This window comes from Streptococcus oralis, from assembly GCF_023109005.1.
GTDB classification, from domain to species: Bacteria; Bacillota; Bacilli; order Lactobacillales; family Streptococcaceae; genus Streptococcus; species Streptococcus oralis_BU.
Map to the genome: position 1 here is coordinate 86768 of NZ_JALDTU010000003.1, position 15376 is coordinate 102143.

A 15376-nucleotide genomic window follows, 5' to 3' on the forward strand; every position below is an offset into this window, starting at 1 on the left:
AGAGTCATACCAAAACATCCATGTACATTTGTGGATGTTTTTTTATTTGATAGATAGAAAAAGAGAAGACCATTTGGTCTTCTCAACGGGGGAACTGAATAATTAGAAAGAATCAATCAAAGAGGGTTATTAGTCTTTGAAATTCTTTTGGAAGATGAGGAGAGACAAGATTGAAGTAATGGCTGCCAAGAAGAGGAAGGCAGTTGCTTCTTGTTCCCCAGTTGCAGGGAGTTCTTTTTCCTTTTCTTCTTTGACCGTAGCTGTAACAGGAGCTTTTTCATCTTTTGCTGATGAATTATCTGTTACGGCTGGAGTCGGTTTTTCAGTCTCTCTTGGTAGAACATACTCAGGAAGAGTCACAACTGGTGGCGCTTCTGTACCAACTGAGCTTTGTTTGCTACCTACCTCAATCACTCGATCTTGAGCTGGAGTTGCTTCTGTTTGGAGAACCTTGCGATTGTCACCGTCCACTTCAACATACTCAACTAAAAGACCGTCTTTTCCTTCTGATAGAACATGCTCTTTTCCTTTGTCTAATTGTGGGTTTTCGTGACGAATAGTCTTGAACGGTACGACCTTATTGACGATTTCCAAGCTTGGAAGTGTAAAGACAAGGTCTTTAACCCCTTCCTCAGGACTTGAAGACGTAATTGGTTTCTCAGGCTGAGCAGGTTTCTCAGGTTCAGCCGGCTTTTCCGGTTGAGCTGGAGTTTCAGGCTGAGCAGGTTTCTCAGGTTCAGCCGGCTTCTCAGGTTGAGCTGGAGTTTCAGGCTGAGCAGGTTTCTCAGGTTGAGTTGGCTTTTCCGGTTGCGCTGGTTTCTCAGGTTGAGCTGGAGTTTCCGGTTGAGCGGGATTTTCAGGCCCAGCAGGTTGTTCAGGTTGAGCTGGAGTTTCCGGTTGCGCCGGTTTTTCCGGTTGAACTGGCTTTTCCGGTTGCATCGGTTTCTCAGGCTGAGCTGGCTTTTCCGGTTGCGCTGGTTTTTCAGGCTGAGCTGGTTCGAGCTTGTTGATTTGTTCGAGAGCAGTTTCTAGCGCTTTATTGACTGCCTCCTGAGTCTTAGCTTCTTGGATCGCAGCAATGGCTTGATCTGCAATTTCAACTAATTTCTTCTTAGCTTCATTGTTAGAACCAAGCTCACCGACTTTTTTCTCGATAGCTTCAGTCAAGCTAGCCATGGCTTTATCATATTCAATTTCCGGTTGTTTTGGTTCAGCTGGCTGGTCAGGTTTAGAAGGTTCTTCAGGCTGTTCAGGTTGATCTGGACTAGGTTCCTCTTGTCCTCTTTGATAGTTTTCATCCTTGGATAGGATATCTTGTAAGGAACTGACTGTCAACATGACTTCTTGAACATCCACAGCTTCGGTACTAAGTTGGTTTCTCAATTTTTCTAGATTTGCTTGGAAAGCTTGGCGTGCAGTAGCCGTATTTTTCAAACCTGCTGGATCAAAGTTTGACAGATCATCTTTCCATTTAGAGATAGACTGGATGATATCTGTCTTGCTGTAGAGTTCACTACCTTCACCACGAGTGATGAATTGGTCTACCTGGATACCGATATTTCGAGACAAATCGTTTCGATCAGGATCGAGTTGAAGGGTGACTGCGTGCAGGTTTTCGTCCAGACCTTTTAGGTTAACCAGAGTTTGATTGCCTTGGCGTTGGGCAGCGTGACCGCTAAAGTATTTCTTACCATCAATAGTCGAAGCATTTCCCATACCCTCTTGGTAAGGAACTTCTTTGCCGTCGAGGAATACCTTGTAGATACCATGATTTGGATCAACATAGCCCTTGATATCAAGTCCAGTACCGTAGAAGTAAGCTGTGACGGTTGTCTTTTTCTTTTGTTCATCAGTTAAGCGACCAAAGGAAGCCCAAGACTCCGTCTTTTGGTATTTATCTGCGGAATTAGTTTCATGGTTCCAGCCAGGACTGTAATCCAACTGACTAGCTTGGTCATCATAGCTTGTTTGATCCTTGATCAGCAATTCGGCTTTCATCACTTGGATGGTTGCATCGGTAGCAAAACCGAGCAAGGCACCATCAGAAACAGAAGTGAGCTTGGCTTTAAAGTCAAAGATAGAGTCGGCTTGTTCTGTAAAGTCAATCGTTGGGATGGTCACAGTCTTTTCTGTTTCTCCATCTTCAAAAGTCACATCTTGAGTTGTATCTTGGTAAACTTTACCGTGAACTCCAGTTCCAGGTTCTGTAATGAAGCGAACAGTAGCAGCCCCCTTGCTTCCACCAACACGTTTAATCTTAACAGTGACTGGTTTTCCTTTTTCGACTTCGTAGTTGGTAGATTCGAGTTCAAACATTCCCTTGCTATCATTGTTTAGGGTGTAGATTCCTTCTGTAGCAATTGGTTCACCTGTTTTGTTTACAAGAGTAATAGTATGTTGGCCAGGTGCTAAATCGCCTGTCTCAAAGACTTTTTGGCTGCGTTTACGGCTAGCATTCTTAGTTTGGACATCGGCAACCTTTTGACCATCAACGTAGACGGACATTTCTCCATGACCTGGATCGACTGTAGAGACGACATAGGCCTTGGTTCCTGTGAAGGTATAGCTTGCTTTGGCATCTTTTTGATTGGTCCACATAGAAGTGCCACGAACACCTTCAGATTCATTGTACCAAGTTGTTCCGGCTGTATCCGCAGTTGTGTTTGAGTGGTATTCAAGTCCGAGAGGATAGCCATCTGTCTTTTCAATGCTGCTTGGTGTCTTGTAAACTGAGAAGTTGGTCAAGATTGGGGTTGCTTGAGCACCAGTGATGGTTACACGAATTTTTTGTGCCTCTACAGGCTTACCTTGAATCAAGCGACGGTAACCAACAGTTGAACCTTCACCATATGGAACCCAGCGTCCGTTGATTTCGACTTCAATCTTGAAACCAGAGATCCGTTGACCTTTGGCAATGTCTTCTTTGAGTTCGACAACGTCAAAGCGTCTCTTTTGCCCCAAATCGACTGTGAAACTACCTGTTGTGGCATCATTTGAGAGCGCCCAGCTGGTGTCATCTTTACCGTCTGTGAGGTGACTTTCCTTGTAGAGGCGGTTCTGACGAGTAGAACTTGCTGTTACAGTGGCACCTTTGGCAAAGTCAGTTGCATACATTTGGTCTAGAGTTGCCTTGAATTCCTTCAAGCGAGCTACATCTGCATCTGCGAATTTTCCTTCTTTGTTTGGTGGAATATTGAGAAGAAGTGGCGTTCCACGACCAACAGACTTGAAGTAGATATCCATCAACTCTTTGAGTGATTTCGGCTGTTGATTGTCATGGTAGAACCAACCAGAACGAATCGAAACGTCAGCTTCCCCTACAGAGTACATATCACCATCTGGGTCACCATGGTTGAGGTATTCGTTTTTCACATCGTCTGTGATATTGGCTCTCTTGACTTTATGCCAGACAGGGTCACCTGCGATCCCCCGTTCATTTCCAATCCAGCGAACGCTTGTCGGTTGAGCAGAGAAGATGGCGATATCTCCTTCAGCTTCTTTGATGTATTTGAACCACTCATCAAAGGTATAAGTGACTTTTTGTGCACCGCTACCACGCGCACCGTCCATCCAAACTTCGATGAATTTGCCTTTATTTCCGTATTTCGGATTTCCAAGGATTTCTTTCAGTTGGTTGAGATAGTATTGGTTGTATTCCTTTTCGGTTGCAACATGGTATTTAGGATGGTTGGCATCCCATGGTGAAAGGTAAACCCCCATGTTCATGTCATACTTGCTAGCAGACTTGGAAACTTCTTCGAGAAGGTCACCCTTTCCATCTTTCCATGGGCTAGCAGCTACGGTATGGTTGGTGTATTTAGATGGGTAAGCAACGAATCCGTCGTGGTGTTTAACAACCATAATGGTTCGTTTGAAGCCAGTTTCCTTCAGAGTGCGAATCCACTGGTCAGTATCCAAGTTGGTTGGATTGAAGTATCGAGGGTCTTCTTTCCCATTTCCCCATTCAGAATTGGTATAAGTGTTCATTCCGTAGTGGATGAAGGCCGCCAATTCTTCCTTGTGGTAATCAAGTTGAGCCTTGCTTGGAAGAGGTCCATGGTTTCCAATCTCAGTTTCCTTATCTTCTGGATGAGCCACTGGTGGAGTCGGAGTCGTTGGATTAGCTGTATCAGCGACTGGCTCGTATTCAAAGACGACCTCATTCACCCCTTTTTGCTGGATCCTTGCTTCCAAGCTAGCTTTTACTGGACGGTAGCCAGCAATGTCTTTTGCATGGAAGGTGTTGACAAAGGAAACGTCATACTCTTGACCGTCATTGTTATCAACTGTCGCTTCCGCTAGTTCAGTAGTGGTTCCTTTTTGACGGTAGTAAACTTTGAAAGAGCCTTTGTTGACTTTATAGACCACCTTGATGACACGTGTACCGGCAGGCGCTTTGCTGACAACATTGTGCTCTTCAGTCCATGCATCTTTTAGCTGTTTATTGACTGCTACGCCATCAATGGATACAATTTCGTATTTGTCTTTATTCTTCTGATAGAATTCCGTCTTCTCGATTTCTTTTTTGAAATTATAGTCAAATGGCGAATCAACAGCTGTCTGTTCGATAAAGGTGTCCTTATCTTTGACAGGATTTCCTTCTTCGTCTTCGTGTTGAATAACCACACGACCGTATTCAACTCCCTTGGTCAAGGTAGCAATCCCATCTTGGTTGAAGGAATATTCGTTGTTTCCAATAACAGCTGTTTCGTTCCGAAGCATACGCCCCTCATCGGTAAAATAGTAACGATTTCCGTTATCTCCTTGGTACCAGCCTTTCACACCATGTTTGGCAATCAAGTCCTTCACCCATTTCAGTTGTTTAGGTGAAAGGACGAGTCCGCCACCAAAGCGATCCTTTTCAGGAACACCATTGTCGACGGTTCCGTGTTGGTGAACACCGAGAACTTTTCCTTGGCTATCGACAATCCCACCACCAGACAAACCAGACACAGAAGTGGTTTGGTAGGTGATACCGGTCGTTCCCTTATCGTCATAGGAATCAACAGATCGGATAGTCCCGTTAGCCTTGTAAAGTTGGCCAGCTAGGATAGGTTGTTTCAGTTCTTTTGAGCTCGAGTCAGTTGGGTAGCCAATCGTACTAATAGCTTCTCCCGGCTGATGCGTCTTGTGCTCCGCTAAAGGTGCAAAAGTTGCTGCTTTGTTTGGACTAGCAATCGGAAGAGGAATAGGAGCTTCTACAAGAGCAAGGTCGTTTTTATAGCCTTTGCCAAACTCCTTCTTGTTCCAGAAATGGATGTCCTTTTCTCTAAATAAAACCGTAGTTCCAGAAGATGGAAGTGAGTTTTTCTTTTCGCTATTTGAACCAACGTTATAGTAGAACTGGGCAGCTTTCCCACCACGGATGTGGCCTTCACCAGTTTCTTTATTGGCTTCTAGGAAGTTATGAGCGACGGTAAGGATCAGGTTAGGGGCTACAAAGATACCTGAGCCTGAAACGAGGTAACGTTGCTCCCCTGCATTGTAAGTGCTGTAAACCATAGTAGCAGCAGTTGCAGGTTGTCCCTCGTAGTTGATGTGTTTGAGATCTTGTCCACCGTTAATAATAGCACGGTTTCCATTCTCAGCTTCTTTTGGAGCTTCTTCCTTATCCTTTAGAATGCTCTTAGTTTCTACTTCTGGACTAGCTTTCTTGTCAACGATAGTAGTCGTGTCGAGTTCTTTGACAGGTGTGTCGGGATAGGCACGGTCCTGAATGTCTTCAGGGAGCAAGTCAGCACTGTTGGTATCGGCAGCAGGCGTTTCTTGTTTTTCAGTCTCTACTCGACCTGCTTCTTTAGCTGGTTCAGCCTTGCTTTCCTCTATATCTGCGACTTGTTCAATTTGCTGGTCTAAATTGGATGTCGTGGCAGGAGATGTTTCGTCTGCACGCACGGTTCCAGAAGCAAAAAATGCCAGTCCGACGATGACAGAGGCTACGCCCACAGTTAACTTCCGAATGCTAAAAGTTTGCCCTTTTTCAAAAAGGTATCGATTCATAATATACTCCTAGTTTTTAGAAAGGCAGTCAGCTACTGCCCGAGCCCAAGTCTGACTTGGTTACAACTTGATTTAATGAAAAAACTCTCTGATAATTTGTAAGCTACTTTACCTCCCGTTTATAAAGCGCTTTCATTTTAAGATAAAAAATTTAAAAGGCCATTTCTCCCTTAAAATGACTAATAGTTTTTAATATAACAAATATACTAAATTAATGAAAGAATTGCAATAGCAAAAAAGCAAAAAATAAATATAAATTAAAGAAAATAAGTTACTTTTTAAAGAAAAAAAGCATCCTTTCAAGTCTCAAACTAAATGAAAGGACACGTTTTAAAAAGAAATTAGAGTATCTTTTGAAGAGACTCTTGGATGGTTTGGGGGTCTGTTTTGGAAGAGAAGCGCTCAAGGACTTGCCCATCTCGACCAATGAGAAACTTAGCAAAATTCCATTCGATTCGTTTTCCTAGCGGACCAGCTTTCTGGTCTTTTAACCAAAGGTAGAGAGGATCTGCTTCCTTGCCGTTGACCTTGATCTTGGCAAAGCGAGGGAAAGTTGTCTGATAGTGTAGGCTACAGAAGCTATTGATCTCCTCTGCGCTGCCGGGTGCTTGTCCCATAAACTGATTGCAAGGAAAATCCAAAATCTCAAAGCCCTTATCTTGATAGCGTTCATAGAGTTCTTGGAGCCCTTTGTACTGGGGGGTTAAGCCACATCCGGTAGCAGTGTTGACAATCAAAAGAACTTTGCCACGATAGCTCTCCAGGGGAGTTACTTGGTTGTTTTGGTTCAAAACGGAAAAATCATAAAGTGAAGTCATGAGGGCCTCTTTTCTTTTTCTACATTGTAACAGTTTTTACTTTTTTCGTCGAGTCGGATGGGAGAGGTTATTGAAAAAATACACAATTGTTAATAAATCAGCACAAAATGATGACCCTTTTATAAAACATGGTATAATAGGCCTATATAGCTAAATGAAGTAAACCTAACACTAGGGATTAAGAAAAAGGATAGAACAGTCATGTCAACAGTAAAAAGTGATCTAAATATTGCGCAAACGTATGCGAGTCAGCTGAAAAATGCTTGTCAATCGTTAACAGCAATCGCTGCGGCTAGTCAAGATGAGCTAACGACCCTTCAAGGGAATAACAAGGCCCATCAATGTCTGACAAAGGATCAAAATCTAGCTAGTCAGATTACAGCCGCTGTCACCCTAACTTCCGAACGACTGCACTCTGTAGCGAGTGATTTTGAGGCGCTAGATGAAGCTGCGGCCAATGATTTTAGGAGTCATACATGAGCAAGTTAGATGGGTTGAAGAAAAGAGAGCGAGACCTCTTGTACCAGCTAGAAGACAATGGAAAAGAGAAATATCGCACCAAAGAACTGATAGAAACCTTTGAAGGATATGATAGAGCTAGCCACCGTTATCAAAGTGATTTGTGGGAGGCGGCCTATCAGAGCCGATATGCAGGACAGTTGGAAGAAACGCTCCTGCAAAGAAACCAACTTAAAAACCAAATCCTTGAGGACCTCAGCTACCACATGGATGATTTGAAGAAAGAAAAATTCCGGTTAGAGGGAGACTTGGATGCGGTTTACTATGAAAGACGCAAAGAACTAGAAAGAGAAGAGGAGAAACGACATGGGCATTGATATGTATTTGGAACAATCACAACTACAAAGTTCAAGTGTAGTAACCATGTGCCAATCTCAGGTGGAGGCTTATCAAGACTTGCAATCAGCCATTCAAAAGTTTTCAGAGGATACAGAGAGTCTAAAGGGCGACGCTTATGATTCGGCTAGAAGTTTTTTTGCAAGTGCCTTGCTGCCCTTGAGCAAAGGGGGACAGCTCTATGCAGAAACCTTCTCTCAAGCTATCAAGAAATTTCCAGAAGACTACCAAAGTATGGTCGACAGCAAGAGTTGGCGTGAGGATGATCTGCTTGATAAGATCCGCCAGGAAGAGCAAATGATTGCTTATCTAGATGAAGTCAACCAATCCCTTTCTAGCTTGACCATGGATAGTGAAGAAAAGGGGAGATTGAGACGCAGCAATGTGGAACTCATGCGAGGACACCATGCGAATAAACGCGTCTATGAAACGATTTTGAGAGACCTGCGTGCCTATGATAGCTACTCAGGAGGGCTTTTCGATGAACTAGACAGTATTGATGTGCAACTGAGTCGCGGACTGGCCCAGATTGAAAGTAGTTGGGATGCAAAGACAGGGGTCTTTAAAGTCCCATCTGACCTGACTTGGGCTAACTACCTATCTGCTTATACTGATACAAAGGATATGAAGCTCAGTCGACAAGAGAAGACCTTTGTCCAGACCATGATGGCAGAATACGGCTTTGATGCAGAGACAGCCCAACAACTCCTGACCATCAAGCAGGGGATAGACAGTAAGTTCCCAACCTCAAGTCAAGAGTTTCGTGACTATATCTTTTTGCGAGTCGTCGGTGCAGCCTACTATAATGACTTTAAGTGGAATGAAACGGCAGGTGGTTTGGGGCATTATTTTTATAACGAATTTGTGAGTGATCCGCAGACAGGCCAAAAATTGAAAACTTTGAAACCAATTCTTGAAATCTTTAAAGAATTAGGATTGAAAAAAGAAAAGGCCAAAGAACTGTATTATAACCTTAGATTGCAACATGAGATGGCGGGTGGTGAAGTTGCTAATATAACAAAGTTAAAAGAAAAAAGACTTGAATATAACAGTGCCAAGACTAAATATGAAAAAGTTTATGGTACTTCAGGTAACTTTGACCAATTTTGGGATACCAAACTGAAGGCCTATTCTAACAATGGAGCAGGCCATGCAGACTTTACCCATCAATCCATCACTATGGCGACTCACCTTAATCCTAATCAAGTTCAGTTAGCTGATGTCTATGGCGGTAGAGAGCATGTCAAGGACCTTTCAGGCTGGGAGGGAGACACGACCTTTAACGCTACGGATAAGAAACCAAGCATTGGTGAAGACGACTACAAGGCAGATTTGGACTCGGTCAATCTTATCGGCCGTATGCAGAAGGGGCAATCCTATGACCAAGCGATATCTTCCTATTATGCTGACCTTCAAAAATACTCCTCTCAGAGAGAAAGAGAATTTTTGAAAAATAAGGATTGGAATACAGTCAGGGATACTATTTATGATAGTTTGCGACCAACGGATATTAAGTTAGATGGGGAGGGTGCTCTTAAAGCATATATTGAAAGAAAATATCCAGGTGTGTCCAAGTTTTTAAATCGTTTAGAAGTTGTGGCAGATTAGGAGGATGATGATGAAAAAAATACTCGGTCTAGTAGTGTTATTTGTACTAATTGTATTATCTTGTTTCTACTTTTTTATCCAACAACCTAAAAATATTTTTGATGAAATTTACCAAGAGACGGAGAAAACCTATCGGTCAAATAATATTTTAAGAAATATAGATGGATTTGAAATCAGACCTGATTGGCCAAGTGATGGAGAGTATTCTAAATATTATCCATTTGGAACTTATAATAAAAACAATACCCCAGAAGACTATTTTGAAATCGAAATTGGTTTTAATTTTGCTACAAAAACACAATTAAGTTCAATCTCGTTTGAAAAGCGAATTGGGCCAAATGTTAGAGTTAGAATATGGGATAACTATTCTCGTAAGGATCGTGTTTTAAAAAAATTTGTAAAAATAGGTTTAAAGAAAGCGGATACGGAAACTTATATCGAAGACGAAACCCAAGTGAAATCTTACCTAGAGCAGTACGGTATCACTGCCAAGGATTTGGATTCTTACTACGACGAAATCGTAAATCAGAAAGTCCTGAAAGATTGGTGCTCGATTTATGACAGTAAATACTCGCCAAGCAATTATGGTGATGTCAAGATTGAAACCCAGTGGGAGAATTGGTGATAGGGATCAGTAGATATTTTGGAAAATATCCTATGAATTGAAGTGGAAATCCCACCTAGAACAAGCTAGGTGGGATTCTTTGCCTATAAAATGAGAAATTAGCGAATCTTGGTCTATTTTTTAACGTGTTCCGATAAAAAGGCATAGGTCATGCTTCCAAAGATAGCTCCAATTCCCAAACCCAAGACTAGTAAAGGGAGCGTTTTATCGAACTGGGAGAGATTGTCCCAAAAGGTATCAAGGGGAAGATGCTGAACAAAGAGTTTGTGAAAGGCTGATAAGACAAACAAGCCAATTGGAATACTGACGAATACACCCCAACTACGAAGGTTGATTTGGCTTTTGCTGTAGCTTTTGTGAGGGATTTCGGACTGGTCATCCTTATCCAAACGTAAGTCGCGAACTGCTAGTCTCGCCCTAGATGAGAGGACGAAGATAAGTCCAAAATAGAGGTAGGGCATGGCATCTCGAACCAACTCTATGAAGCGTCCAAATAGGAGATAGAACAAGAAGAGTAGGAGGGAGGAGTAAATGATTTGGATCAAGGAACGAGCACAAGCCTTGTAAATCATCTCTTGACGGCATTCATCAAAAGGCCCTTGTATGTGAAAGAATAGTTTGAGTAAGCGAGTGGTGAAATCTTCTTTTTTCATGGGAGTAACCTCCTAAATGAGCGATTTTTGATTGACTTCTTTAAAGAGTTGATAGAGAGTATAGAAGTAAACCAAACTAAAAATGATACAGATTATTAGAAATACCAGGTATCTCCAATCCATAGGATTTGTTAAAAGTTGTGGAAAGGATACGAGGATAAAACAGAGAGATGCGTTTAGAAGACGTATTTTTTTTGATTGGATTTTCTGGAATCTCTGTCCCTTGTTCAATACAGGAAGGAATAAAAGAAAGATAATCAAGAAAGGATGCTCAATATGTCCAGAAAGTAGGAAAAAGGTAACAAAGATACTGATAAAAACATGACTGATCAGTAGTTTAGCTAGTGATTTCATAAGGTACCTCCTAGTCGTCTTCTTGCTCTTTCTTGGCTTTTCGAATGCGAAGAGAGACAACAATTTGCATCATCAGTCCAAAAAAGAACGCTCCCAGTATAGTTTTTAAAATATGTTTTGAATTCAGAAGAGAACTGATGAAATTTGGATTTTCACTGGTTAGGGTATCGATGAGTGGCATTATAAAAAATATCGCTATGCCGTAGATCAGACCGGCTTTTAGACCCGGAAAATGTAGCTGTTTACTTTCTTTTTGACTCAGTATTTCGGGATCAATAGCTGTGATGCCCGTTTTCTTGGTTTGAGAGACCACATAGAGGGCAGCTACCATCGAAATGCCAAAAACCACGAGAGGATAACCGATAGCGACAATTTGTGGGTATTTATAGGCAAGAACGAGCGGGATAAGATTGCCAAATGTCATCAGATAAAAGAGGACAATAAAGACCTGATTCCCGATACGATCGGCCTCGCGCCGTTTGTGTTCGTCAAGGGGACCAGAAATACCGTATATGCGTTTGATGAGTTTTTCAGTGAGAGTTTCTTTTTTCATTTGTTTGCTCCTTTTTTAAAAATCGTCTTCCCAAAAAAGACTATTAAGGTCAGTTTGGAGGCTGCGGGCGAGGTTGAGACAGAGTTCCAGGGTTGGATTGTACTTGTCGTTTTCAATCATGTTGATGGTCTGTCTCGAGACACCGATATCTTTGGCGAGCTCGAGCTGGGAAATGCCCAATTCCTTGCGGAATTCTTTGACACGATTCATAGGGTCTCCTTTCTGATATGTCGTATATATTTGACTATATTATATTCTTTCGGGGATGAGATGTCAAGTATATATGACATATTTTTGGGAATTTTTTTCGAAGAAACTTAGCCTTGTCTGACAAGTGCAAGCTGGTCGGATTTGTGGTAAAATAGATAAGATATGACAAAAGAATTTCATCATGTAACGGTCTTGCTTCATGAAACGATTGATATGCTTGACGTAAAACCTGACGGTATCTACGTTGATGCGACTTTGGGCGGAGCAGGCCATAGCGAATATTTATTAAGTAAATTGAGCGAAAAAGGGCATCTCTATGCCTTTGACCAGGACCAGAATGCCATTGACAATGCACAAAAACGGTTGGCACCCTATATCGAAAAGGGGATGGTAACCTTTATCAAGGATAACTTCCGTCATTTGCAGGCACGTTTGCAGGAGGCTGGTGTCCAGGAAATTGATGGAATTTGTTATGACTTGGGAGTGTCCAGTCCTCAGCTAGATCAGCGTGAACGTGGCTTTTCTTATAAAAAGGATGCACCACTGGATATGCGCATGAATCAGGAAGCTAGTCTGACGGCCTATGAGGTGGTCAATCATTATGACTATCATGACTTGGTCCGTATCTTTTTCAAGTATGGTGAGGATAAGTTTTCTAAACAGATTGCCCGCAAGATTGAGCAAGCGCGTGAGGTGAAACCCATTGAGACGACGACGGAGTTGGCAGAGATTATCAAGTCGGCCAAGCCTGCTAAGGAACTCAAGAAAAAGGGGCACCCTGCCAAGCAGATTTTCCAGGCTATCCGAATCGAAGTCAATGATGAGCTGGGCGCTGCAGATGAATCCATCCAGCAGGCCATGGACATGCTGGCTCTGGATGGGAGAATCTCGGTCATTACCTTCCATTCGTTGGAAGACCGCTTGACCAAGCAGTTGTTTAAGGAGGCTTCAACAGTGGAAGTTCCCAAAGGCTTGCCCTTCATTCCAGATGACCTTAAGCCCAAGATGGAATTGGTATCCCGCAAGCCAATCTTGCCAAGTGCTGAAGAGCTAGAGGCCAACAACCGTTCGCATTCAGCCAAGTTGCGCGTGGCTAGAAAAATTCACAAGTAAGAGGAAAAGCATGGCAGAAAGAATCGAAAAAACAAGCCAGTTATTGCAAACGAAGTTTAAAGGTTTTTCACGTGTGGAAAAGGCCTTCTATGTTTCGATTGCTGCAACAATGATTATCCTGGCATTTAGTGTTGTGTTTATGCAAACCAAGCTATTACAAGTTCAGAATGAATTAACCAAGGTCAATGCTCAAATCGAAGAAAAGAAAACCGAGCTCGACGATGCCAAGCAAGAGGTCAATGAATTGATTCGTTCAGAGCGTTTGAAAGAAATTGCAAACTCCAAGGATTTGCAGCTGAATAATGAAAATATCCGAGCGGCGGAGTAAGATATGAAACAGTGGAAAGAAAAAATCATCCGTTATGCCGTTCGTAATCGCAAATCTCCAGAAGAAAACCGCCGAAGAGTAGGGAAAAGCCTGAGTTTATTGGCTGTCATACTCTTCGCTGTCTTTTTGGTGAACTTTGCGGTTATTATCGGAACGGGTAGTAAATTTGGTAAGGATTTGGTTCAAGAGGCCAAAAAGGTTCACCAAACAACCAAGACGATTCCTGCAAAACGAGGGACTATATACGATCGTAATGGAACGCCTATTGCAGAGGATGCGACTTCTTATAATATATATGCTGTTATTGACAAGAACTACAAGTCAGCAACTGGTAAAATCCTCTATGTAGAGGATTCTCAATTTAATAAGGTGGCTGAAATTTTCCATAAATATCTAGATATGGAGGAGTCTTATGTCAAAGAACAGCTTTCTCAACCAGATCTGAAACAGGTATCTTTTGGAGCCAAGGGAAATGGAATCACCTATGCCAATATGATGGCCATTAAAAATGACCTCAAAACAGCTGGGGTTGAGGGGGTTGACTTTACAACTAGCCCTAACCGCAGTTATCCCAATGGACAGTTTGCTTCTTCCTTTATCGGTTTAGCGCAACTCCATGAAAATGAGGATGGAACCAAGCGTTTGATTGGGTCATCTGGTTTGGAGAGTTCTTTAAATAGCATTCTTGCAGGTACAGATGGGATCATCACCTATGAGAAGGATCGTCTGGGAAATATTGTTCCGGGTACGGAGCAGGCTTCCCAACACATGGTAGACGGAAAGGATGTTTACACAACCCTTTCTAGTCCCTTGCAATCCTTTATGGAAACTCAGATGGATGCCTTCCAGGAAAAGGTAAAAGGCAAGTATATGACGGCTACCTTGGTCAGCGCTAAGACAGGAGAAATCCTCGCTACGACCCAACGGCCGACCTTCAATGCCGATACCAAGGATGGCATCACAAAAGACTTTGTCTGGCGTGATATCCTCTATCAAAGTAACTATGAACCAGGATCAGCCATGAAGGTTATGACGTTAGCTTCTTCTATTGATAATAATACCTTCCCAAGTGGAGAATACTTCAATAGCAATGAATTTAAAATAGCGGATGCGACGACTCGAGATTGGGATGTTAATGATGGTTTGACGACTGGTGGGATGATGACTTTCTCACAAGGTTTCGCTCACTCCAGTAATGTTGGAATGAGTCTACTTGAACAAAAAATGGGAGATGCTACTTGGTTGGATTATCTAAACCGCTTTAAATTTGGAGTTCCAACTCGTTTTGGTTTGACAGATGAATATGCAGGCCAACTTCCAGCGGACAATATTGTTAATATTGCTCAGAGTTCATTTGGTCAGGGGATTTCTGTAACGCAGACCCAGATGCTACGTGCTTTTACAGCCATTGCCAACGATGGGGTTATGTTGGAACCGAAATTTATCAGCGCCCTCTATGATCCAAATGACCAATCTGTTCGTAAGTCTCAGAAGGAAATTGTCGGAAATCCTGTGTCAAAAGCAGCAGCGTCCTCTACTCGGGAGCACATGGTCATGGTCGGAACAGATCCTGTCTACGGTACCATGTATAACCACAGCACAGGAAAACCAAATGTCAATGTTCCGGGACAGAATGTTGCCCTCAAATCAGGGACTGCTCAGATTGCTGATGAGAAGAATGGGGGTTACCTAACGGGTGAAACCAACTATATCTTCTCTGTTGTGTCGATGCATCCTGCAGAAAATCCTGATTTTATCCTCTATGTGACGGTGCAACAGCCAGAGCATTATTCGGGTGTTCAGCTGGGAGAGTTTGCCAACCCAATCCTTGAACGAGCTTCTGCTATGAAAGAATCCCTCAATCTTCAGTCAACTGCTAAGAACTTGGATCAGGTCAGCAAGACGACAAGCTATGCCATGCCAGCTACCAAGGACTTTACCCCAGGTGACCTAGCAGAGGAATTGCGTCGTAACCTTGTCCAACCAATCGTTATCGGAACAGGAACCAAGATCAAGGAACTCTCGGTTTCTGAAGGAGATAATTTGGAAGCCAATCAGCAAATCTTGATCCTGTCAGATAAGGTCGAAGAAATGCCTGATATGTACGGCTGGACAGATGAAAATGTGCAAACATTTGCTAAATGGCTGAATATAGAAGTCGAGTGGGAAGGTAGTGGCAAAACGGTCAAGAAACAAAGTGTCCGTGCCAATACAGCCCTCAAAGACATTAAAAAAATGAAAATAACTTTAGGAGATTAA

General features: G+C 42.6%; 13 protein-coding genes. 7 read left to right on the plus strand and 6 right to left on the minus strand.

All coding sequences use genetic code 11. The features are described from left to right. Positions 1 to 129: 129 nt before the first annotated feature. Positions 130 to 6000 (minus strand): alpha-L-fucosidase, encoded by a 5871-nt coding sequence (locus M1F56_RS04345; protein WP_247916974.1) that lies wholly within the window; start codon positions 5998 to 6000, stop codon positions 130 to 132. 341 nt (positions 6001 to 6341) lie between these two features. Continuing rightward, positions 6342 to 6818 carry a glutathione peroxidase gene (locus M1F56_RS04350; RefSeq protein ID WP_247916975.1) on the minus strand — a complete coding sequence of 159 codons (477 nt, stop codon included), beginning with the start codon at positions 6816 to 6818 and terminating at the stop codon, positions 6342 to 6344. Positions 6819 to 7019: 201 nt separating this feature from the next. Here M1F56_RS04350 and M1F56_RS04355 point away from each other — a divergent pair, with 201 nt between their 5' ends. The 4 genes from M1F56_RS04355 to M1F56_RS04370 are packed head-to-tail and all read left to right on the plus strand — an operon-like array spanning position 7020 to position 9906. Beyond that, positions 7020 to 7298 (plus strand): TIGR04197 family type VII secretion effector, encoded by a 279-nt coding sequence (locus tag M1F56_RS04355; protein ID WP_213988932.1) that lies wholly within the window; start codon positions 7020 to 7022, stop codon positions 7296 to 7298. Then, a complete protein-coding gene (locus M1F56_RS04360; protein ID WP_213988931.1) occupies positions 7295 to 7654 on the plus strand; it encodes a DUF3958 family protein in 360 nt (119 codons plus the stop codon). The genes M1F56_RS04355 and M1F56_RS04360 overlap by 4 nt, the downstream gene beginning before the upstream one ends. Next, positions 7644 to 9281 carry a T7SS effector LXG polymorphic toxin gene (locus M1F56_RS04365; protein WP_213988930.1) on the plus strand — a complete coding sequence of 546 codons (1638 nt, stop codon included), beginning with the start codon at positions 7644 to 7646 and terminating at the stop codon, positions 9279 to 9281. Before M1F56_RS04360 ends, M1F56_RS04365 begins: the two co-directional genes overlap by 11 nt. A gap of 10 nt (positions 9282 to 9291) precedes the next feature. Then, the gene (locus M1F56_RS04370; protein ID WP_000721852.1) at positions 9292 to 9906 is read left to right on the plus strand and encodes a TipC family immunity protein; all 615 of its coding nucleotides are present in this window, start codon (positions 9292 to 9294) and stop codon (positions 9904 to 9906) included. Positions 9907 to 10019: 113 nt separating this feature from the next. Here M1F56_RS04370 and M1F56_RS04375 read toward each other — a convergent pair whose 3' ends face one another. From M1F56_RS04375 to M1F56_RS04390, 4 genes are read right to left on the minus strand one after another with little or no spacing between them, the layout of a single operon-like run. Further along, positions 10020 to 10559, minus strand: a complete 540-nt coding sequence (locus M1F56_RS04375) for a DUF3278 domain-containing protein (protein WP_247916976.1) — start codon at positions 10557 to 10559, stop codon at positions 10020 to 10022. 12 nt (positions 10560 to 10571) lie between these two features. Next, positions 10572 to 10913, minus strand: coding sequence for a hypothetical protein (locus M1F56_RS04380; protein ID WP_070567828.1), 342 nt, complete (start codon positions 10911 to 10913; stop codon positions 10572 to 10574). 10 nt (positions 10914 to 10923) lie between these two features. Further along, entirely contained in the window at positions 10924 to 11466 is a 543-nt protein-coding gene (locus tag M1F56_RS04385) for a DUF3278 domain-containing protein (protein WP_247916977.1), read from the minus strand. 15 nt (positions 11467 to 11481) lie between these two features. Next, on the minus strand, positions 11482 to 11676 hold the full coding sequence (locus M1F56_RS04390) for a helix-turn-helix transcriptional regulator (protein ID WP_001082470.1): 195 nt from the start codon (positions 11674 to 11676) through the stop codon (positions 11482 to 11484). Positions 11677 to 11838: 162 nt separating this feature from the next. Here M1F56_RS04390 and rsmH point away from each other — a divergent pair, with 162 nt between their 5' ends. The 3 genes from rsmH to pbp2X are packed head-to-tail and all read left to right on the plus strand — an operon-like array spanning position 11839 to position 15376. Beyond that, positions 11839 to 12789, plus strand: coding sequence for a 16S rRNA (cytosine(1402)-N(4))-methyltransferase RsmH (gene rsmH / locus M1F56_RS04395; RefSeq protein WP_000159388.1), 951 nt, complete (start codon positions 11839 to 11841; stop codon positions 12787 to 12789). A gap of 10 nt (positions 12790 to 12799) precedes the next feature. Beyond that, on the plus strand, positions 12800 to 13117 hold the full coding sequence (gene ftsL, locus M1F56_RS04400) for a cell division protein FtsL (protein WP_247916978.1): 318 nt from the start codon (positions 12800 to 12802) through the stop codon (positions 13115 to 13117). A gap of 3 nt (positions 13118 to 13120) precedes the next feature. Beyond that, positions 13121 to 15376 carry a penicillin-binding protein PBP2X gene (pbp2X, locus tag M1F56_RS04405; protein ID WP_247916979.1) on the plus strand — a complete coding sequence of 752 codons (2256 nt, stop codon included), beginning with the start codon at positions 13121 to 13123 and terminating at the stop codon, positions 15374 to 15376.